At 68.9% G+C, this 19,690-nt stretch carries 19 protein-coding genes and 1 tRNA gene; 10 read left to right on the top strand and 10 right to left on the bottom strand.

The window, feature by feature from the left end; translation table 11 throughout:
- Window positions 1-46: 46 nt before the first annotated feature.
- Window positions 47-2,593 carry a putative bifunctional diguanylate cyclase/phosphodiesterase gene (locus BDK89_RS03780; protein ID WP_133867683.1) on the top strand — a complete coding sequence of 849 codons (2,547 nt, stop codon included), beginning with the start codon at window positions 47-49 and terminating at the stop codon, window positions 2,591-2,593.
- Here the strand turns inward: BDK89_RS03780 and BDK89_RS03785 are convergent.
- Window positions 2,577-3,530, bottom strand: a complete 954-nt coding sequence (locus BDK89_RS03785; protein WP_133867684.1) for a D-2-hydroxyacid dehydrogenase — start codon at window positions 3,528-3,530, stop codon at window positions 2,577-2,579. The two genes, BDK89_RS03780 and BDK89_RS03785, sit on opposite strands and share 17 nt — an antisense overlap.
- A 69-nt stretch (window positions 3,531-3,599) precedes the next feature.
- Here BDK89_RS03785 and BDK89_RS03790 point away from each other — a divergent pair.
- From BDK89_RS03790 to BDK89_RS03815, 6 genes are all read left to right on the top strand, one after another.
- A tRNA-Sec gene (locus BDK89_RS03790) sits at window positions 3,600-3,695 on the top strand.
- A 114-nt stretch (window positions 3,696-3,809) separates the two neighbouring features.
- A complete protein-coding gene (locus BDK89_RS03795; protein WP_133867685.1) occupies window positions 3,810-4,565 on the top strand; it encodes a hypothetical protein in 756 nt (251 codons plus the stop codon).
- Between the two features lie 12 nt (window positions 4,566-4,577).
- Window positions 4,578-5,381 carry an alpha/beta fold hydrolase gene (locus BDK89_RS03800; RefSeq protein WP_133867686.1) on the top strand — a complete coding sequence of 268 codons (804 nt, stop codon included), beginning with the start codon at window positions 4,578-4,580 and terminating at the stop codon, window positions 5,379-5,381.
- Between the two features lie 67 nt (window positions 5,382-5,448).
- Entirely contained in the window at window positions 5,449-7,743 is a 2,295-nt protein-coding gene (locus BDK89_RS03805) for a xanthine dehydrogenase family protein molybdopterin-binding subunit (RefSeq protein ID WP_166657369.1), read from the top strand.
- A complete protein-coding gene (locus BDK89_RS03810) occupies window positions 7,740-8,636 on the top strand; it encodes an FAD binding domain-containing protein (protein ID WP_133867688.1) in 897 nt (298 codons plus the stop codon). The genes BDK89_RS03805 and BDK89_RS03810 overlap by 4 nt, the downstream gene beginning before the upstream one ends.
- On the top strand, window positions 8,633-9,100 hold the full coding sequence (locus BDK89_RS03815) for a (2Fe-2S)-binding protein (RefSeq protein ID WP_133867689.1): 468 nt from the start codon (window positions 8,633-8,635) through the stop codon (window positions 9,098-9,100). The genes BDK89_RS03810 and BDK89_RS03815 overlap by 4 nt, the downstream gene beginning before the upstream one ends.
- Window positions 9,101-9,213: 113 nt before the next feature.
- Here BDK89_RS03815 and BDK89_RS03820 read toward each other — a convergent pair whose 3' ends face one another.
- The 4 genes from BDK89_RS03820 to BDK89_RS03830 form a co-directional block, all read right to left on the bottom strand.
- Window positions 9,214-10,437 carry a GNAT family N-acetyltransferase gene (locus BDK89_RS03820; RefSeq protein ID WP_133867690.1) on the bottom strand — a complete coding sequence of 408 codons (1,224 nt, stop codon included), beginning with the start codon at window positions 10,435-10,437 and terminating at the stop codon, window positions 9,214-9,216.
- Window positions 10,438-10,466: 29 nt separating this feature from the next.
- Window positions 10,467-10,991 (bottom strand): GNAT family N-acetyltransferase, encoded by a 525-nt coding sequence (locus BDK89_RS03825; RefSeq protein WP_133867691.1) that lies wholly within the window; start codon window positions 10,989-10,991, stop codon window positions 10,467-10,469.
- Between the two features lie 220 nt (window positions 10,992-11,211).
- Window positions 11,212-11,340, bottom strand: coding sequence for a hypothetical protein (locus BDK89_RS22535; RefSeq protein WP_279586775.1), 129 nt, complete (start codon window positions 11,338-11,340; stop codon window positions 11,212-11,214).
- A 198-nt stretch (window positions 11,341-11,538) separates the two neighbouring features.
- Window positions 11,539-12,477, bottom strand: a complete 939-nt coding sequence (locus BDK89_RS03830) for a sigma-70 family RNA polymerase sigma factor (protein WP_133867692.1) — start codon at window positions 12,475-12,477, stop codon at window positions 11,539-11,541.
- 347 nt (window positions 12,478-12,824) lie between these two features.
- Here BDK89_RS03830 and BDK89_RS03835 point away from each other — a divergent pair, with 347 nt between their 5' ends.
- Window positions 12,825-13,649, top strand: a complete 825-nt coding sequence (locus BDK89_RS03835) for a Bax inhibitor-1/YccA family protein (RefSeq protein ID WP_166657370.1) — start codon at window positions 12,825-12,827, stop codon at window positions 13,647-13,649.
- Window position 13,650: 1 nt separating this feature from the next.
- Window positions 13,651-14,346 (top strand): hypothetical protein, encoded by a 696-nt coding sequence (locus BDK89_RS03840; RefSeq protein WP_133867694.1) that lies wholly within the window; start codon window positions 13,651-13,653, stop codon window positions 14,344-14,346.
- A gap of 780 nt (window positions 14,347-15,126) precedes the next feature.
- On the opposite strand, the gene BDK89_RS03845 is transcribed toward BDK89_RS03840, so the two are convergent.
- The 5 genes from BDK89_RS03845 to BDK89_RS21620 are packed head-to-tail and all read right to left on the bottom strand — an operon-like array spanning window position 15,127 to window position 18,180.
- The gene (locus BDK89_RS03845) at window positions 15,127-15,537 is read right to left on the bottom strand and encodes a hypothetical protein (RefSeq protein WP_133867695.1); all 411 of its coding nucleotides are present in this window, start codon (window positions 15,535-15,537) and stop codon (window positions 15,127-15,129) included.
- Window positions 15,534-16,988 (bottom strand): ABC1 kinase family protein, encoded by a 1,455-nt coding sequence (locus BDK89_RS03850; RefSeq protein ID WP_133867696.1) that lies wholly within the window; start codon window positions 16,986-16,988, stop codon window positions 15,534-15,536. Before BDK89_RS03850 ends, BDK89_RS03845 begins: the two co-directional genes overlap by 4 nt.
- A 1-nt stretch (window position 16,989) precedes the next feature.
- Window positions 16,990-17,286: a hypothetical protein gene (locus tag BDK89_RS03855; protein ID WP_133867697.1), complete on the bottom strand. Its 297-nt coding sequence runs from the start codon at window positions 17,284-17,286 to the stop codon at window positions 16,990-16,992.
- 46 nt (window positions 17,287-17,332) lie between these two features.
- A complete protein-coding gene (locus tag BDK89_RS03860; protein WP_133867698.1) occupies window positions 17,333-18,040 on the bottom strand; it encodes a mycothiol-dependent nitroreductase Rv2466c family protein in 708 nt (235 codons plus the stop codon).
- Window positions 18,037-18,180, bottom strand: coding sequence for a hypothetical protein (locus BDK89_RS21620; protein ID WP_166657371.1), 144 nt, complete (start codon window positions 18,178-18,180; stop codon window positions 18,037-18,039). Before BDK89_RS21620 ends, BDK89_RS03860 begins: the two co-directional genes overlap by 4 nt.
- Window positions 18,181-18,397: 217 nt before the next feature.
- Here BDK89_RS21620 and BDK89_RS03865 point away from each other — a divergent pair, with 217 nt between their 5' ends.
- A complete protein-coding gene (locus tag BDK89_RS03865) occupies window positions 18,398-19,603 on the top strand; it encodes an SGNH/GDSL hydrolase family protein (RefSeq protein WP_133867699.1) in 1,206 nt (401 codons plus the stop codon).
- The last annotated feature ends 87 nt before the right edge of the window (window positions 19,604-19,690 follow it).

The following is a 19,690-nucleotide window of genomic DNA, read 5'->3' on the forward strand; positions in this document are numbered from 1 at the left end:
CACTGACGGCTAGCTTGGGTCGCATCGCGACCAGGAGGGCTGTTGTGTGAGCGAACCCATCACCGCCTCTGTCCGGCAGGTGGCCGGACCAGAGCGTGATGCCGGTCGACTGTCACCGAACACCCAGGCATGGATGATCGTCGTCGGGATGACGGCGATCGTCGTCATCGGCGGGCTGGTGATGCCGTGGCCGTCCGATCCGCTTCGGTCCGCACCGGCATGGATCCTCATCCCGATCGCCATCGCGCACGCCCTCGCCGAACGGGCGGCGTTCGACATCGAGGTCGGTGAGGAAGGCCACTCGTACTCGCTGTCGGAGATCCCGACCGCGTTCGCCGTCGTCTTCTTGTCGCCGCCGCTCGCCCTTGCGGCCCGATTGGTCGGCGCGATCCCGAACATGTACCGCTCCCGCCGCAATCGCGGCGTCAAGCTGGCGTTCAACCTCGCCCTGTTCAGCATGGAGATGGTGGTCGCGCTGCTGGTGTCGCGCTTCCTCATCCGTTGGTGGGGCGACAGCGACGGCATCCTGCTCGGCGCTCTGGCGATCGCAATGGTCGTGAGCGGCGCGACCGTCGGTTTCGCCGTGGCCCTCGTCGTCTCCCGGTTCGAGGGCACCCTGCTCGCCGGTCTCCGCGTCGAGGTCCTGTCGATGTGGTGGTACTACGCATTCAACAACGTGTACGCCACGATGGCCGTTGCGCTCGCCCTGGTGCAGCCGTGGCTGGTGCTCGTCGTGGTGCCGGCGTCGTTCGGTATCTGGTCGGTGCTGCGGCGGTTCGGTTCGCTCGTCCAGGATCTGCGCGATCTCGACGACGTCCACGGCTTCGCCGGTCGCGTCGGGAGCTCGCTCGACACCGACGCGATCGCCACCCACGCGGTCGCCGACATCGTCGAGCTGATGCGCGCCGACGGTGCCGCCCTGTTGCGGGTCGACGGGTCCGAGCTCGACACCCACATCGCCGGACGTCTCCCGCTGCGTCTGCCCCAGTCGGTCGACGACGACTTCTGGCGGCTCCTCACGGCGTTCGCCGACGAGCGGCTGGTGTCGTCCGACGACCTCCGACCGCTCGGTGTCGTCACCGATCAACGGCTCCGGACGATCGCCGTCGCTCCCATCCTCGACGAGGGCCGCGTCTTCGCCGTGTTGGTGGTCGCCGAGCGCAACGTGCAACGGTTCCGTTTCGCCGAGTCCGATCTGCCCCGGCTGCGCAACATGGCCGACCAGGTCGCGGTCAGCCTCCGCCGTGGTCTGCTGCACAAGCAGCTCGAGTACGAGGCACGCCACGACGCGTTGACCGATCTGCCGGGCCGCACACTGTTCGAGTGGGCGGTGAGCTCGGCGCTGGCCGACGACTCCCGGCGGTTGGCCGCCGTGATGATGCTCGACCTCGACCGGTTCAAAGAGGTCAACGACACCCTCGGTCACCACGCCGGCGACGCACTGCTGGTCGAGTTCAGCAGGCGCATCTCGGCGATCCTGCGCGAGGGCGACATGTTGGCGCGCCTCGCCGGTGACGAGTTCGCCCTGCTCTGCTACCGCGACGACACCGACGGCCTCGTCGAGGCGGCGCGCCGGTGTGTCGATATCGGTGGCAGCCCGGTTGTGCTGGACGGTCTCGAGATCGTCGTGACCGTCAGCGTCGGCGTCGCCGTCATCGACGACGACGAGACCGATCCGATGCAGCCCATCCGACGGGCCGACATCGCGATGTACAACGCCAAGTGGCAGCGCAGTGGCGTCGAGCTGTATCGCGACGAGATCGATCGGCGGACGCCGGCTCGTCTGTCGATGCTCGGCGACCTTCGCGCAGCGATCGAGGGCGACGAGATCGACGTCGTCTTCCAGCCGAAGCTCGAGCTCGGCACCGGCCGAGTCGTCGGCGCCGAAGCGCTCGTGCGGTGGGAGTCACCGACCCGGGGCCGCGTGTCACCGGCCGAGTTCGTGCGCGTCGCCGAGGACACCGGCCTCATCAAGGATCTGACCGACCTCGTGCTGAAGCGCGGCATCGCCGCGCTGCGCATGTTCGACGATGCCGGGCTGGGACTGCGTCTCGCGATCAACCTGTCGACCCACGATCTGTTCGACACGAAGTTGCCGGCGCGCGTCCTCACCCAGCTCGAGTACAACCAGGTGCAGCCGTCCGAACTCACTCTCGAGATCACCGAGTCGTCGTTGCTCGTCGATGCTCCGCGTACCCGTGCCACGATCGACGACCTCCACGATGCCGGTTTCCGTCTGGCGATCGACGACTTCGGGACCGGCTATTCGTCGCTCAGCTACCTTCGGCGCCTGCCCGTGCAGGAGCTGAAGATCGATCAGAGCTTCGTGAGCGGCATGCTGCTCGACCCTCAGGACGAGGTGATCGTGCGGTCGACCATCGACCTCGGGCACAACCTGCGGTTGTCGGTCGTCGCGGAAGGCGTCGAGGACGAAGCGACACTGCACGCGCTCGCGTCGATGGGCTGCGACGTGGCGCAGGGGTACTGGATCGCCCGGCCGTTGTCGGCGCCCGAGCTGATCGCCTGGGTGATCGAGCGGCGCCGGAGCACGGCGACCGGTCAGGCGTTGCCGTCGGTCAGCCGACCGGGTTGAGCAGCGGTTCGCCGGCCGCCCGACGTCGGACGTTCTCCATGATGATGTCGACTGCTCGGACGTCGGCGGTGTCGCTGTCGCCCGAGCAGTGCGCGGTGATGATCACGTTGTCGAGTTCCCACAGCGGGCTCTCGACGGGGAGCGGCTCCACGTCGAACACGTCGAGCCCCGCTCCGCCGAGATGGCCGTCGGTGAGCGCGGTCACGAGCGCCGTTTCGTCGACGATCGGGCCGCGCCCGACGTTGACGAACCACGCGCCCGGCTTCATGCGGGCGAACTCGGCGGCGCCGAACATGCCGCGGGTCGCGTCGGTCAGGGGAGCGGCGACGACGATCGCGTCGGCCCAGCCGAGTAGCTCGTCGAGGCGGTCGTTGCTCCACGTCTCGAACCGATCGGTCGGGTCGGGCGTGCGCCGCAGCCCGACCACGTGCATCCCCAACGCCTCGGCTCGGGTGGCGACCTCGTGCCCGATCGCTCCGAAGCCGACGATGCCGACGTTGAGGCCGGCGAGCTCGACGACACGTCGCTGGTTCCAGTGCCGCTGCGCCTGATCGCGCAGCATCGCAGGCAGGTCGCGACTGAGGGCGAGGAGGTACATGATCACCGTCTCGGCGATGGCAGGTGCAGTTGCGCCCGAACCGGTGTTGAACTGCACGCCCCGTTCGAGGAGCGATTGGAAGACCGGGTGATCGGTGCCGGCGAATGCACCCTGGAACCACTGCAGGTTCGGGCACCGCACGACCGCCGCCATGAACTGCCGCGACCGGAGCGGATAGAGGTCGGGGCTGAAGATCGCGATCGTCACCCGGTCGAGATCGCCCGGCGTGACGTGCTCGTCACCGACGAGTCGTACCACCTCGATCGTGGGGTCGATCGCGACGATCTCGTCGCCCTGGGCGTCCCAGAATTCGTCCGAACACAGCAGCACGTCTCCCATCGCCGTCGACCCTACGTGACGCCGGCTGCGACCGACCGACTCGCCGACGACGCCGCTACCGTGGTCGACGGAGGTGTCTGGGTACCTGGTGGGCTCCGCCGCCTTCAAAGCGGTTGGGACGGGCGATCCCCGTCCGGCGGGTTCGATTCCCGTCCACCTCCGCCACGCGAGCCCTGCCCCCGTTTATCGGGGGCAGGGCGTCGCTCGTTCGTGAGGGCGATCGCCGGGGTGGATGCTCGCGCCGGATGACGGCCGGTTCGCTTGGCTAGCCTGGATCCCATGCGACCGGAGCACGCTGACGAACTCGACGGTGTCGAGTTCGACGCGCTCCGTGCCGCGCTCGACGATCTCGATGCGTCCGACGTCGAGATGCACATTCCGCCGCCGTCGATCTGGAATGCCATCGATGCGTCCGCTGCTTCGGAAGCGGCGCGCCGTGCGCCCGGGCGGATGGCCGTGCCGTCGACCGTCGTCGAGTACACCATCGACGAGCACGACGCCGTCGTCGGCGTCGGCGGCCACTGGGCCGAGTTCGCGGCCGACAACGGTGCCGCCGAGCTCGTCGCGCCGCCGGTCGACCGGACGCTCTGGTCGTACTTCGACCAGCCAGAGGTCAGAGAGCTCTGGCAGATGGTCGTGAGCCACGTGCGTGCGCACGCGGCGTCGGCGAGATTGCCGTTCCGATGCGACGCGCCTCAGGCTCGCCGCTGGTTCGAGATGACGGTCGCGCCGGCGGCCGCGGGCCAGATTCACTTCCGTTCCGAGCTGGTGTTCGAGGAGGAACGGTCGCCGATCGCTCTGCTCGACGCAACCGTCGAACGAGCCGCTGATGTCGATCCGGTCACGGTGTGCACATGGTGTGGTCGGGGTGACAACGGTGGCGACTGGTTGGAGATCGACGAGTTGTTGCGGTCCCAGCGGCTCCTCGAACGCACTGCGCTGCCGGCGATCACGTGGAGCATCTGTGCGCCGTGCCGTGACGACATGACCGCCGAACTCCTGGTGGCCGGCGGCATCGCCGACGCCTCGGCCTGACGGGCATCGCGGATGGAGGCAGTTCGCGTCGGTGACATCGACGTGTGCTTCGAGGTCCATGGCTCCGGACCGCATGTGCTGCTCATCAGCGGCACCGGTGGCGACCTCCGCGTCGACGCGAACCGGTCGGCGCACCCGCTCACGGACGGCCACGAGGTCCTGATGTACGACCAGCGCGGTCTCGGCCGGACGTCGAAACCCGACGAGCCGTACACGATGGAGCAGTATGCGGACGACGCCGCCGGCCTGATGCGCGAGCTCGGATGGGCCCGGGCCCACGTGGTCGGCATCAGCTTCGGTGGCATGGTCGCCCAGCACCTGGCGCTTCGCCATCCGGGGCTCGTCGATCGGCTGGTTCTCTGTTGCACGTCGTCCGGTGGTGCCGGCGGCTCCTCGTTCGACCTGCTGTCGCTCGCCGATCGGCCGCGTGCGGAGCGGGCCGAGCTGCTCCTGCCCGTGATGGACACCCGCAACGACCTGTCGACCGATCCGCCGACGCTGGCACCCTTGTTCGACCGGCTCGCACCGTTCATGGCCGCTCCGCCGCTCAACGCCGACGACCCGGCGTCGGAGCTCGGTGCACGCCGCCAGCTCGAAGCGCGGGCTGATCACGACGTCTACGACCGGCTCGGTGAGATCACGATGCCGACGCTCGTCGCCGGCGGGCTGCACGACGGGCAGGCCCCACCCGAGAACGTGGAACGGCTCGCCGCCGCACTGCCCGATGCCACGCTCCGGTTCTTCGAAGGTGGCCACATGTTCCTGCTCCAGGACCGCAGCGCCTGGCCCGCCATCGTCGATTTCTTGGCTCCGTAGACGGTCGTCCGTCACCTTCGGAGCCGTCCTTGCCTCGGGGCGCGGCCCGTGTGCCAATCTGTGTCGCATGACGACGCTGGTGCGGGCCGATGGGCCCGACAAGGTGACGGGATCGGGGCGCTACACCGCCGACATCACGCTCACGGGCATGCTGCACGCCGCTTTTCGGTACGCCGATCATCCGCACGCACGGATCACCCGGCTCGACACGACGGCGGCGAAGGCGATGCCGGGCGTGTTCGCCGTGCTGACCCAGGACGACGTGCCTGACGCTCGCTACGGACCGTTCATCCAGGACCGCTACCTGTTCGCGAACGACGTGGTCCGGTACGAAGCCGACGTCGTCGCCGCCGTCGCCGCGCTCACACCCGAGATCGCCCGTGACGCTGCGGCGGCGATCGAGGTCGACTACGAGCCGCTCCCGATCGTCCACGACTTGGAAGCCGCGTTCGCTCCCGACAGCCCGCTCGTGCATCCCGACTGGGAGCACTACGGCGCCGACGACTACCTGGTTCGCGACGGCAACGACGCATCGTTCTCGTCGATCGTCAAAGGTGACGTCGACGCCGGTATGGCCGAAGCCGACGAGATCGTGACGAGCCGCTACGTCGCCGACCCGTCGCACGGCGCCCCGATCGAGCCCCGCGCCGTCGTCGCGCAGTGGGAAGGCGATCACGTCACGATCTGGACGTCGACCCAGGTGCCGTACGACGCCCGCGCCGGCGTGTGCGAGACCCTGCAGCTGCCGACCAACCGGGTGCGCATCATCGTGCCGCACCTCGGCGGCGGGTTCGGTGGCAAGTGCGGCTTCCACTATGAAGCGCACGTCGCGGCACTCGCGCGCGCCGCCAAGCGGCCGGTCAAGCTGACCTTCACCCGGATGGAGGAGTTCCTCGCGCCCGATCGTCGTCGGGAGGGCATGGTGATCGAGATCGAGTCGGGCGTGATGCGCGACGGGACGATCGTCGCCCGCCGAGCCACGCTCCTGCTCGACAACGGGGCGTACAGCGCCGACGCCACCTTCTTCCCACAGACCGCGGCCATGCACGTCGCCGGCCCGTACGCGATCCCGAACGTCGCGATCGACGCGCACCTGCTCTACACGAACCATCAGCCGTCCGGTTCGATCCGTGCGCCAACGGCGCCGCAGGCCTGCTGGGCCGCCGAATCGCACACCGACGAGATCGCCGCCCGACTCGGCATCGACCCGGTCGAACTCCGCAGGATCAACGGTGTCGACACCGGCAAGGTGGGCCCGAGCGGTCAGACCTACGACGAGATCGGGCTGCAGCAGTGTCTCGACATCGCACCGGGGCTCGTCGGCTACGGCCACGACCTGCCCGACGACGAGGCGATCGGCGTCGCCGTCGGCTGGTGGCCGAGCTTCCCGGCTGCATCGGGTGCGATCGTGAAGATCGACGACGACGGCTACGGCCAGATAATTACCGGTGCGCAGGAGTGCGGCACCGGGGCGGTCATGACGCTGCGACAGCTGGTCGCCGACGAGTTGGGAATGGACCCCGAACGGTTCCGGCTCGTCTACCAGGACACGTCCGTCGCCCCGTACGACATGGGCGCCACCGGCTCGCAGACGCTGTTCAACAACGGCCGCGCCGCGCTGGCGGCAGCCGGGCAGATCGCCGAGCAGCTCCGTGAGTTGGCGGCCGATCGGCTCGAGGCAGCGCCCGCCGACATCGTGCTGGCCGACGGGTCCGCACACGTCGCCGGCACCCCCGACCGGGCGGTGTCGATCGACGAGCTGGCCGGCATCGCCGCCGGCGGAGAGTTGCTGATCGGCCACGGGTCGGGTCCGAAGCCGACCTTCCCGGAGTTGCGCGGCTCCACGTGTCTCGGCGACAACGGTATGGCCGCATGGGTCGCACCCCAGTTCTCGTGCCACGCCGCTCGGGTCCGGCTCGACCGCGACACCGGCGTCGTCCGGGTCCTCCACGTCGGCGCGGCGCACGACTCGGGCACGATCCTCAACATGCAGGGCGCACTCGGTCAGGTCGAAGGTGGCGTGATGATGGGCGTCGGCCAGGCCCTCACCGAAGGCACCCAGTACGACGACGAGGGCCGCCAACGCAACGCCGGCCTGCTCGAGTACAAGCTCCAGACCTGCGCCGACGCACCGACCATCACCACCGAGTTCGTGCAGATCCCGACGCCGAACGCCGGCCCGAAGGGCGCGAAGGGGCTGGCCGAGGCGCCGAACGTCGCGACGGCGGCGGCGATCTCGAATGCGATCGCGAAGCTGGTCGGCGGTCCGGTGCGGCAACTGCCGATGACCGCCGAGCGGGTGTGGGAGACGATGCACGACCATGCCGCGTCGGGGTCGACGTCGACGGAGGTGGCGCCATGACGTTCACGATCGCCGCCACGGTCGACGAGGCGCTCGCTGCACTGGCGGCCGGCGCCCGTCCGGTCGCCGGCGGTTCCGACCTCGTGGTCGGAGCCCGACACGGCAAGTCGCCGCTGCCGACCGACCTGGTCGCCATCGACCGGATCGACGGCCTCCGAACGATCGAACAGACCGACGCCGGGCTGCGAGTGGGCGCACTCGTCTCCCACGCCACGCTCATGACCGACGCCGCCGTCGTCGGTGGGTACACCGGCCTGGCCGACGCCGCGGCTCTGGTCGGCTCGCCGGCCACACGCCACGTCGGCACGCTCGGCGGCAACGTGATGAACGCGTCGCCCGCCATGGACACCGGTGCTCCGCTGCTGGTGCTCGAGGCGACGGCCGAACTGCGGTCGGTCGACGGTACCCGCGAGGTGCCCGTCGGTGAGCTCTGGACCGGACCCGGACGCACCGTGGCGACCGCCGACGAGCTGTGCACCGCACTCGTGATTCCGACACGGCCCGACCGGTCGGGGAGTGCCTACGTGCGGCTCGAGTACCGCCGTGCGATGGAGATCGCCGTCGTCGGTGCAGCGGCGTCGGTCGTGCTCGACGACGACGGGTCGATCGGCTCGCTCGTCGTCGCCCTGTCCGCCGTCGCGCCGACGATCGTGTCGGTCGACGTGTCGTCGCTCACGGGGCGAGTCGTCGACGATGCGCTGCTGTCGGAGGTCGCCGACCTCGCCTCCGAACGGGCGACCCCGATCAGCGACCTGCGTGCGAGCGACCGATACCGCCGCCACACCGTCGGTGTGATGGCCCGCCGTGCGGTCGAGGCCGCCGCTCGACGCGCCCGAGGCGAACACATCACCGTCCCCGTCAATCGCGCTTTCGGAATCGGAGCCACCGCATGAGCGAGCAATACGTCCTCACCGTCAACGGCGTCGACTACCCGGTCGCCGCCGACGTCTCGCGCAACCTCTTGAGCGTGATCCGCAACGAGGTCGGTCTCACCGGCACCAAGGAGGGGTGCGACGACTGTGAGTGTGGCGCCTGCATGGTGTTGCTCGACGGTCAGCCCGTCAACTCGTGCTCGTACCTGGCGGTCCAGGCGCAAGGACGCGCCGTCACGACGGTGGAAGGTTTGGCCGACGGCGACGAGCTGGCCGACCTGCAGCGCAACCTGCTCGAGGTGGGCGGGGTCCAGTGCGGCTTCTGCACGCCCGGCATGCTCATGTCGGCAACGGCGTTGCTGGCCGACAACCCCGAGCCGTCGCACGACGACATCCGCATCGGCCTGTCCGGCAACCTTTGCCGCTGCACCGGCTACGCCCGCATCATCGAAGCCGTCCAGGTCACCGCCCGCTCCCGTTCGTAACCCGCTGCCGACTCACCGAACCCCGGGTCGGGTCAGAACGGGTCGGGTGTCGCACGGAACGCTGAGGCGCAGCCGAAGCGTTTCGGGAGATCACCCGACCCGTTCTGGCCGGCTCAGAAGAAGGTGCCGCAGAACGGGCCGGGGGTGGTGCGGAACAGGGTGTCGGCGAGGGCGACCGACGCCGGGTCGCCCGTCGACGCCCGACCGGTCGCCGTGACCGCGAACCAGCTGGTACCGCCGAGGTACGCGGCCGACAGACCGACGATGTCGGTCACGATGTCGGCCTCGGCCGTATCGTCGCGCCGCACGCCGCCGGCCGAGACCACGAACGTGCCGTCGTTGCGAGGCAAGAGCGGGTCGGTGACCCGGATCGCGACCTCGCCGTCGGCGGGGGAGTAGGTGCGGGCCGCCAGTGCGATGTCGACGTCGACCAATCGCAGCCACTGCTCGTCGTCGACGCTGCGGACCCGGTACGCACGAGTGTCGTGGCACGCCGTCCGCACGAGGTCGTCGATCGGGCGCTCGGTCGCCTTCCACCGGGTGACGAGGTCGACGTCGCACAGGTACTGCCAGAGTGCGAGTTCGGTCGCGGGCGTGGCGCCGTATGCGTCGTAGACCTCGCCCTTGCCGGTCGGGCCGTCTGCGTGACCGTCGTCCCACTCGTTCTCGTAGTGGATGTACCCGTCGTCGATCCCGTCGGCATTCGTGTGCACCGCCACGAACGACGCCTTGCTGCCTTCGATCGCGTCCTTGAACAGCCGCCGGTACCAGCTCGCCGGACGGGTGATCACCCCCGGACGTCCGAAGGCGACGCGGTCGTACAGGTCGGGGAGCACGTCGACGATCTCGTCCGGCCGGAGCAAACGCATCGAGCCGTCGGTGGCAGCGCCGCGAATGGGCGCCGCCTGCCTCGGGATCAGTTCGATCCCACAGAACTCGCCGGCGAGCCCGAATCCGAACCGCTCGTAGATCGTCGCCTCGCTGGCACGCAGGCTCATCAGCGGGAGACCGCGACGATCGGCGTCGGCGACCAGCTCGTGCATCAACCCCTTGGCAATGCCGCGACGTCGGTAAGTCGGGAGCACCCCGACGCGGGAGACGGCCCCGGTACCCAGCCGGGTGCCACCCGGCACCACGGTCTCGACGAGGAAGTGGCCGACGTGGCCGACGCAGCGGTCGTCGTCCCATGCCGTGTACGAGGGCATCTCCTCCCATGAGGCCTGGCCGCGCTCGTTCCAGTCGTCGTCGCTCGGCGGTGACCCCATCAGCGCGGTGGTGACGACGACGGCGGCACGCCGCAGTTCGTCGGGCTGCGTCGCCCGGAAGACGATGGTCATGAGGTTCCTTCGAGGTTCGGACCGAAAGGTCAGGTGAGGATGGTGCGGTACTCGACTTCGGGCACGCTGAGTTCGCAGTGCACGTCGTAGTCGGCGTCGATGCCGGTCGGCGACCAGCCGTGCCGCTCGTAGAACGCCCGCGCCCGCGGGTTGTCGTCGAGCACCCAGAGGACTGCTTCGCCGAAGCCTTCGGCGCCGAGGCGTTCGTAGACGCGGCTCATGAGGTCGGCGGCCGCGCCGCTTCCCCAGGTGTCGGGATGGAAGTAGAACGCGTACAACTCGCCGCGACCGGTGTTCCCGCGGGCTCGTTCGCGTTCGGGGCCATACGTGGCGAAGCCGACGACGCGATCGGTCTCGTCGACGCTGACGATGATGCGCTGGGCCGGGCCGAACCGCCACTCGGTCCAGATCGCCCGTCGGCGCGGCTCGAAGTCGTCGGCGAAGAGCACCGACTCGGGGATGACATGGCCGTATCCGGCCCGCCACGACGCGATGTGCACGTCGGCGATCGCGTCGGCGTCGTCACGAACCGCAGCACGAATGGTCCATCCCATGCGCGAGATTCTGCCACTCGCCGCCGATCCCGCAGCGCCGGGTTTCGGGTGGTACGACTCGTCGCGAGCGTGCAGCGGGTGAGGCTCAGACGAGCGGCGTCTGGGTCGGGTCGAGACCGTGCTGGACGCGGCGGGCGATCTCGTCTCGTGCGCGGCCGGCACTCCGGAAACCTTGGACGAACCAGTCGCGCCGTTCCCCGTCGGTCGCGGCCTCGACCCGTCACGGGCGCCCCAGGACCACGCGGCCGACCAGTCCGGCGGCGCCGACCAGCAGCAACCACAACAGGTCGATGCCGAGCAGCAGGATCGTCCATCCGAACAGCACCGTGAGCACGATCAACACCAGCACGGCGATGATCGCAACGGCGGCGGCGATGCTGTCGCCGAGGTCGGGCGCGTCGAGGTGGTCGTACCAACGGGACTCGTCGGACCGCCCGGCGTCGGACTCGACGCAGCGGAGAGGCTGTGGCGTCGCGCAACGGTGGAACTGGAGCGACGGATCGCTGGTCCGCGCTGACGCCGTCGGACCGAGTCCGAGAAATCCTCTTTATACGGCGAGGAGGTCGCGGGCGCCGGTGTCGCTCGAGGGGTGGCGCAGCTTGCTCATCGCTCGCGCCTCGATCTGGCGGATGCGCTCGCGGGTGAGGTTGAAGTGTTCGCCGACCTCTTCGAGGGTGCGGGGCTCGCCACGGTCGAGGCCGAAGCGGAGCTTCAGGATCTCGCGCTCGCGCTCGTCGAGCGGTGCGAGCAGGCGTGCGATCTCCTCGGGCAGCAGCGCCGTGGCGGCCACCTCGAACGGCGACTCGGCCGAACGGTCCTCGACGACATCGCCGAGTTCGGCGTCGCCGTCTTCGCGGAGCGGCTCGGAGAGCGACAGCGGCTCGGCGGCGAAGCGCAGCGCCTCGGTCACCTTGTCCTCGGGCATCTCGACTTCCTTCGCCAGCTCGGCGAGGGTGGCGGGACGGCCGTACTTGAGCTCGAGGCGCGACCGCGCCTTCTGCAGCCGGGCGAGGGTGTCGCCGGCGTGCACGGGGAGACGGATGGTGCGACCGGTGTTGGCGATGCCGCGGGTGATCGCCTGGCGGATCCACCACGTGGCGTATGTAGAGAACTTGAAGCCCTTGCGCCAGTCGAACTTCTCGACGGCGTGCATCAGGCCGAGGTTGCCTTCCTGGATCAGGTCGAGGAGCGGCAGGCCGGACGCCTGGTACTTCTTGGCGATCGACACGACGAGTCGGAGGTTCGACTGGACGAACTGGCGCTCGGCCTCCTCGCCCTGGCGGGCGGTGCGGCGCAGCTCACGCTTCTTGGCAGCAGTGAGTTCCTTGCCGCCGGCGTCGAGTGCCTCGATCGCTTCCTTGCCTGCTTCGATCGCTTTCGCGAGACGTACCTCGTCCTCTTTCGTCAGCAGCGTGTACTGACCGATGTCGGTCAGATACAGCCGGACGAGGTCTTCGTCGTCTCGTTCGACGCGATCTTTGGCCACGTTGGCTCCTCAGGCTCGGAGGGTGCGCTCGCACCCATGGCGATGTCGGTTGTCCTCGACAAAGGTCGTGGTCAGCGTGGGTGTCGCGGAGCGATCGCCAATCCACCACCCGTTGACGAGGTTGTGCTAACGATACCGATCCCGTTGTCCACAGCAACGTCCGGGTGCCGCTCGGGGCACCGGTAGCTGTGTTCCGCATACGCAGATCGGTCCCATCACTGTTCCAGATAGGTGCCGGTTCGGTGCCGCCGACACAGATGGCGCACGACCGGTTCCCGGGTCGGATGACCAGCAGGTTCCTGCCGTCGTCGATAGCATTTTCGTTCAACGTCTCAGGAGGACATCACATGTCGAATCCCGTGCTGAACGAGCGGGTCATGAAGGACGCACCCACCACGTGGGCGCCGCCCGAACCGACCAACCAGCACTTCCCGCCGGTCACCGACGGGCCGATCACGCCGTTGAGCGGATCGCCGAAGGTGATGACGGTCAACGGCACGATCTCGGCCACCGCCGTCCTGTTCGTGCTGCTGCTCGTGTCGGCGACGGTCGGCTGGATGCAGACCGAGACCGTCGAGGTCGACGGCCAGGAGTTCGTGTCGGGCATCCCGGCCCTCGCCTGGGTCGGCATGATCGTCGGCGTCGGCCTGACGTTCCTCCTCATGTTCAAGCCGCACCTGGCCAAGTTCGTGGCACCGGTCTACGCGATCGCCGAGGGCTTCTTCATCGGTGCGATCTCCAAGGCGTACGAATCGTGGTACGACGGCATCGTCGTCCAGGCGATCGGTGCGACCGTCGCCGTGTTCATGGTGATGCTGGTGCTGTACCGGACGAACATCATCAAGGTCACGAACCGATTCCGCAAGATCGTCGTCACGGCCACGATCGGCGTGATGCTCTTCTATGGCGTGACCTTCATCATCAGCCTCTTCGCCGGGGCCGACTCGATCAGCTTCCTCAGCAGCCCGAGCCTGCTCGGCATCGCCTTCAGCGTGTTCGTCGCCGGTCTCGCGGCGATGAACCTGGCGCTCGACTTCGACTTCATCGAGCGTGGCGCGCAGCAGGGCCTCGACAAGAACTTCGAGTGGTACGCCGCCTTCGGCCTGCTGGTCACGCTGATCTGGCTGTACCTCGAGCTGCTCCGCCTGCTCGCCAAGCTCCGCGAGCGCTGACGTGTCGGCGTCGGAGACGACGCTCACGACGGTCGCCGGTGCCGCGCTCGGCGCGGCCACCGGCGCACTCGTCGGACTGCCGGTGATCGGCGCGCTCGCCGGCGGAGCGAACGGTGCCGTCTCCGGAGCGCGCCAGGTCTACGACTGGTCGACGGGGAAGGGCCGCCTGGCGTTCGCGCTCGACTCCACCTGGGCGCTCGCCACGACCACGGCCGGGCTCGTCGCCCACGCAGTGGCGGCGACCCAGCCCGACGCCGCCTACCAGAAGGCGTTGAGCCGGCGGCAGAACCGCCACGTGTACGGGCGCGGATTCCGGATGCGGAAGGGATTCGCGATCACGCTCGGCAACGTCGTGAACGGCGCCGGCGACGTCACCCGGCCGCGCAAGGCGAAGCTCGTCACCGACCACGAGGACGTCCACGTCTGGCAGGCCCGCTGGTTCGGCCCGCTGTATCCGTTCCTGTACGGCGGCTGGATGGCCGGTGCCGCCCTCGTCGCCACGCTGACGTGGCCGATCGTCGGGCGCGGGCGTTCGTGGTTCCGTCTGGTCGAGACCTACAGCTACTACCTGAACCCGTTCGAGTGGTGGGCGTACAGCCGAGACGACCACTGGCCCCCATCGGGCAAGCTCGCCGACGTCGGCTGGCAGCGCCCCATCGTCCAGAGTCTCGCTAGCCGCCGATCCCGCCCCGTCTGACCCGGGCACTCACCCGACCACAGCCGCCTTCTCGGTGGCGGTGGTGCGGTATCTCGGACAAGAGCCGCCGAGATCGTGGTGTTGGCCGTCGCCGGGGTTCTCGGCGGCGGTGGTTGCGGTATGTGCGTCGAGGGCCGCCGAGATCGTGGTGTGGGGCTCGTCGTCGGGTTTCTCGGTGGCTGTGGTTGCGGTGCGTGCGTCGAGGGCCGCCGAGATCGTGGGGTGGGGCTTGTCGGTGGTCCTGGTTCGGGGTGGTGACCGGGGTTCACCGAGATCGTGGGTGGTTCCGGGGGCGCTGTCGTTTCTCGGCGGTTGTGGTGCGGGATTCGGACCGGGGCCGCCGAGAACGTGTGTGTTGTGGGTCGGTGGACGCTTCTCGGCGGCGGTGGTTGCGGTGCGTGCGTCGAGGCCGCCGAGATCGTGGGGTGGGGCTTGTCGGTGGTCCTGGTTCGGGGTGGTGACCGGGGTTCACCGAGATCGTGGGTGTTTCCGGGCCGCTGGTGTTCTCGGCGGTTGTGGTGCGGGATCTCGGACGGGAGCCGCCGAGATGGCGGGCGGTGGCCGTCGCCGGGGTTCTCGGCGGCGGTGGTTGCGGCAAGTGCGTCGAACGCCGCCGAGATCGTGGGTGGATTCGGGGCGCTGTCGTTTCTCGGCGGTTGTGGTGCGGGATTCCGGACCAGGTTCACCGAGAACGTGGACCGGGGTTGGGGCGCTGGTGTTCTCGGCGGTTGTGGTGCGGGATCTCGGACGGGAGCCGCCGAGAACCCGGGCGTCCGGCGGTCAGGTGGGGGCGCGGTCGAGGAGGTCGACGAGGTCGGCTCGCACGAGGGTGATCACCCTGGCGGTGCTCGGGTCGAGCGTGGCGTCGATGCGGGGCGACAACTCGTCCAGGTCGGCGACCATCTGCTCGAGGTGTTGCCGGTAGGCGTCGGCCCGACCGGTCGTGATCAGCACATCGCCGCGCCCGCCCTCCATCGGGATCTTCGGGAGCCGCTCATCCCACAGGTCGGCGTGCCACGCATGACGGTGCGAACCCACCGCGAACCAGCGTTGCAGCGCCGGGTCGGACTCGTCGGCGACCCACTCACCGACCTGTTCGAAGAGCGCCTGGTTGCGGCTCCTCATGTCGCGGCACACGTCGACGAGGTCGACGATGCCGAGCGTCCCGGTCGACTCGGTGCCGGCGCTCATGAGTTCGCCCCTGCCTTCATCCACGCTGCCTCGGCGGCGCCGATCTCGGTGGCGGGCGGACCGTCGGCGACGTACTCGAGGAGCATCGCCCGGAACGGCCCCTCGACCTCGAGCTTGCCCAGGATCGCGTTGACGCCCCACACCACCCGGTCGAGGATGACGAAGCTCGGCGGCATGTTGAGCACCTCGATCACCGCGGCGTTCGGGCCCTTCACGTCCATGACCCGTCCGAGCGTCTCGATCATCCATTCCCGCGAGAACCGGAACTCGTCGACGAGGTAGGGGCGATAGGGGCTGCTCACGTAGTCGAAGATCAGCTGCGGATCGAGGCCGTGCCCCTCCCGGAGGAACCCGCTGCCCTCCATCGCCGCACACACCAGCTCCGGATCGCGGTCGATCACCACCGCGTCGAGCGTCGGCTGCAGCGACTCCCATTCGCCCGGTTCCCATCGCTTGACGAGACCGAAGTCGAGAAAGGTGACACTGCCGTCGTGGTGGAACTTGTAGTTGCCGGGGTGCGGGTCGCCGTTGAAGATCCCGTGCCGGTTCACCGCGTGCTGGGCGAACCGCCACAGCACCTCGCCGGCACGTTGCTTGGTGTCCTGCGACGCCTCACGCATGAACTGATCGAACGACATGCCGTCGACCCACTCGGTCGTCAGGATGCGGTCGGTCGAGCACGACGGCACGAGCGTCGGGATGCGTGCCCACGGATGGTTGGCGAACACCTCGGCGAACGTCAGCACGTTCTGCGCCTCGAGTCGGTAGTCGAGTTCTTCGCGCATCCGCATGCGGAGCTCGTCGACCAAGCCCTTGGCGTCGAGGCCCTTCAGCATCATCGACGAGAACATGCCGTACATCACCTCGGCCGCGTCGAGGTCGTGTTCGATCGCGTCGTGAACGCCGGGATACTGCACCTTGACCGCGACGTCGCGGCCGTCGTGGGTGACGGCGCGGTGCACCTGGCCGATGCTGGCGGCGGCGACGGGACGATCGGTCCAGTCGAGGAAGACCTGTTCGGGTGGACCGCCGAGATCGGCTTCCACCACGGCAGCCGCGAGCGTCGGCGACATCGGCTCGCCGTCGGACTGGAGGGTCGCCAGGGCCGATTGGGCCTCCTCGGGGAGCGACTCGAGGATGAAGCTGATCATCTGACCGGCCTTCATCAGCACCCCCTTCATCTGCCCGAGCTCGCGAGCGACGTCCTCGGCCGTGCGGATCGCGAACTCCTGATCGAGCTGCGCTCGTCGCTCGTCGGCGCTCCCGAGGCCCCGTGCCTTCGCGATCGCGAACCGTGCCGAGTTGCGGGCCGACAGCCGCCAGACCCGCAGCGTTCGCCCGGCGCGACCGACCGCCGGCGGCGGATCGTCGAGCCGTGTCGCGGCGACGGCCGCAGCGATCGCCGCACCGGCGGCGACCAGCCCTGCGATCGGCAACGCCTTGCGCGACATGTCAGCCTTCGACGCGCCGGGCAACCGGGTCGGCGGCGAGCAACTCGTCGGGCAAGGCCTCGCCGGTCACCTCGTCGCTCCAGTAGGTGCCGTCGTCGAGTCGGCGCAGGGCGGCCTCGACGCCGTCGAGGTCTCGCCCGATCCGTTCGAGATCGAGCGGGTCGGGTGCCTCGTCGGGGCCGACGGGAGCGGGCGTCTGTGGGCCATCGGCCGTCTCGGCGACGGGCTCGGCGCCCGGGCTGGTCGGTGCGGCTGCCGGGTCGGCGGAGGGAGCGGGTGCGCCGTCGTGGGGGTTCACCCGGCCCAACGTAGCGCCGTCGTCGCGGTCGCCGACGTCGAGTGGCTCAGGACCGGTCGGCGGCGGGGAACTCGACGACTTCGCCACGGTTGATGCTCACCCAGTCGCGCGCCTCGAGGTACGGGCGGAACGTCCGCGTGATCGCGTCGTTGTGCTCCCGGGTCTTCGGCTGCTGCAGTTCGAACAGGTGCGGAAATTCGAGCCACGTGGTGGTCGCGTTCCAGAGCCGCATCGCCGCGTCGCCGTCGGGCGGGTCGATCAACACGGGCCCGAACAGGCAGTGATCGCCGAAGAACAACGTCGGCACGCCGTAGCCGCCGGCGTCGACGACGCGTGCATGCTCGCGGTGGATGTCGTCGTGGGTGGTCGGATCGGCGATCGCCTCGTCGACCAGTCCCGGATCGAGGTCGAGTTCGGCGAGCAGCGCACGCGCGACGTCGGGGTCGTGAGCGCGCAGCCCCTCCTCGTGGAGCGCTCGCCCGGCTCGTTCGTAGTACCGATCGAGGTGCTCCATGCCGTCGCGGCGCAGGCGAGCTCCGATGCGCATCATCGACCAGCCGTACGACCACTCACGTTCCCACGGATGCTTCTTGCCGGGTTGACGGTTGACCTCCTCGAGGGAGAAGAACCGCCAGTTGATCGTCAGATCGGTCTGCTCGCGGACCCGCCGGATCCACACCGACGTCTGGTACGCGAACGGACACATCAAGTCGAAGTGGAAATCGACCTCGGTCGGGGCGGCGGGAGCGGTCATCTCACCACGTTGCCACGGACGTCGCCGCCGAGTGGTAGCGGGGCGAAGGTGGCGGTCTCGACGCCGGGCGGGATGGCGTCGAGACCGCCGTCGTCCACCGAGCCGAGGCCGGGCGGACGGCACGAGAGCGCATCGACCACATGCGGGAACCATGGGACGCTGCTCTCGCGATCTGGGTTGATCGTCGATGACGAGTGCTGACGAGTGTGGACCGTAGCGGACGGGCGTGCCCGTCCTCCTGTTCTCATGCTACGACACAACACAGGTGCATCGGAACACAGGTCGCGAATCCGCTTGCGGCACCGGATCGGATGGGGGAAACTGCGACGCAGCGGGCAACGATCGACGGGGGTCGACATGTTGGAACGAAGCGGATGGCGTCGCGGTGCCATCACGGTGCTGGCTGCAGTGGTGGCCTTCGTCGGGGCGGCGGCGGTCGGTGGTACCGGCGCATCAGCCGACGACGCACGATGGGTCGTCACACTCGGCGACTCGGCGATCTCCGGTGAGGCCGGCCGATGGGCCGGCAACACCAACCAGTGGTCGGGCAAGGTCGACACCGGCGCCGACGCCTACTTCGACAATGCGACGAACACCGCCGAGACGACGCCGAACTGTCACCGGTCGAAGTCGGCCGAGGCCCACATCGGCGAGGGCATCAACTCGCTCAACCTCGCCTGCTCGGGCGCCCGCACGTACACCCAGACGGGCGGCGACTTCAAGCCCGGGCTCGACTGGTACGACGACGGCGCCGGCCGCCAGAGCCAGGTCGTCCAGCTCCAGTCGTTCGCCGCGTCGAACGATGTCGACGCGGTGGTCGTCCTCGTCGGCGCGAACAACTTCGGCTTCGCCGACATCGTGACACGCTGCGTCAGCAACTGGCTGACGTCGCCGTCGTGGTGGAAGAACTACTGCTCCGACGACTCGTACGTCCGGAACCGTTTCACGTCGAACGCGGTCGACGCACGCACGAACGAGGTCGCCGGCGCGATCTCGAACGTCGCGCAAGCGATGTCGTCGGCCGGATACCAGCCGTCCGACTACACGATCATCGTCCAGACCTACTGGTCGCCGATCCCACGAGGCAACCAGTTCCGCTACTCGCAGAACGGCTGGACCCGGCAGAGCGTCGGCGGCTGTGGCGTCTGGAACCGCGACGCCAACTGGGCGAACGACACGGCGGTCGTCAAGATGAACCAGGCACTGACCGAGGGCGCCGTACGGTCCGGCGTGCCCAACTACGTGGTGCTCGACATGTCTCGCTCGCTCGACGGCCATCGGCTGTGCGAACAAGGGGTCGGGTTGCTCGAGGAAACCGGCATCGCGAACTATCAGCAGGCCGGCGCCGCCGACGCCGCGGAGTGGGTCAGCCAGATCCGGACCCTGACGACGATCTTCGGTCCGTACCAGCTCCAGGAAGACCTCCACGCCAACTACTGGGGTCAGCTCGCGATGCGGAACTGCCTGCGGCAGGCCTACAACGGCGGCGCAGTGCAGGGTGGCCAGTGCACGAGCACCGGTGGTGTCAATGCGCTCGGCGAGCCCAACATGGTGCTGAACTGATTCGAGTGGAGGAGCAGTGCTCCTCGTGGCCGCCCGGCCGGCCGCGGTCGTGTCACGTGACGCGACCGCGGTCGCGTCGGCGGTGCC

The sequence above is a fragment of the Ilumatobacter fluminis genome, from assembly GCF_004364865.1.
Taxonomy (GTDB): domain Bacteria; phylum Actinomycetota; class Acidimicrobiia; order Acidimicrobiales; family Ilumatobacteraceae; genus Ilumatobacter; species Ilumatobacter fluminis.

Coding starts and splice junctions, on each gene's coding strand:
- BDK89_RS03785 (WP_133867684.1), bottom strand. CDS start 3,530: ATGGGAGACGTGCTGCTGTGTTCGGACGAATTCTGGGACGCCCAGGGC.
- BDK89_RS03795 (WP_133867685.1), top strand. CDS start 3,810: ATGCGACCGGAGCACGCTGACGAACTCGACGGTGTCGAGTTCGACGCG.
- BDK89_RS03800 (WP_133867686.1), top strand. CDS start 4,578: ATGGAGGCAGTTCGCGTCGGTGACATCGACGTGTGCTTCGAGGTCCAT.
- BDK89_RS03805 (WP_166657369.1), top strand. CDS start 5,449: ATGACGACGCTGGTGCGGGCCGATGGGCCCGACAAGGTGACGGGATCG.
- BDK89_RS03810 (WP_133867688.1), top strand. CDS start 7,740: ATGACGTTCACGATCGCCGCCACGGTCGACGAGGCGCTCGCTGCACTG.
- BDK89_RS03815 (WP_133867689.1), top strand. CDS start 8,633: ATGAGCGAGCAATACGTCCTCACCGTCAACGGCGTCGACTACCCGGTC.
- BDK89_RS03820 (WP_133867690.1), bottom strand. CDS start 10,437: ATGACCATCGTCTTCCGGGCGACGCAGCCCGACGAACTGCGGCGTGCC.
- BDK89_RS03825 (WP_133867691.1), bottom strand. CDS start 10,991: ATGGGATGGACCATTCGTGCTGCGGTTCGTGACGACGCCGACGCGATC.
- BDK89_RS03835 (WP_166657370.1), top strand. CDS start 12,825: ATGTCGAATCCCGTGCTGAACGAGCGGGTCATGAAGGACGCACCCACC.
- BDK89_RS03845 (WP_133867695.1), bottom strand. CDS start 15,537: ATGAGCGCCGGCACCGAGTCGACCGGGACGCTCGGCATCGTCGACCTC.
- BDK89_RS03850 (WP_133867696.1), bottom strand. CDS start 16,988: ATGTCGCGCAAGGCGTTGCCGATCGCAGGGCTGGTCGCCGCCGGTGCG.
- BDK89_RS03860 (WP_133867698.1), bottom strand. CDS start 18,040: ATGACCGCTCCCGCCGCCCCGACCGAGGTCGATTTCCACTTCGACTTG.
- BDK89_RS03865 (WP_133867699.1), top strand. CDS start 18,398: ATGTTGGAACGAAGCGGATGGCGTCGCGGTGCCATCACGGTGCTGGCT.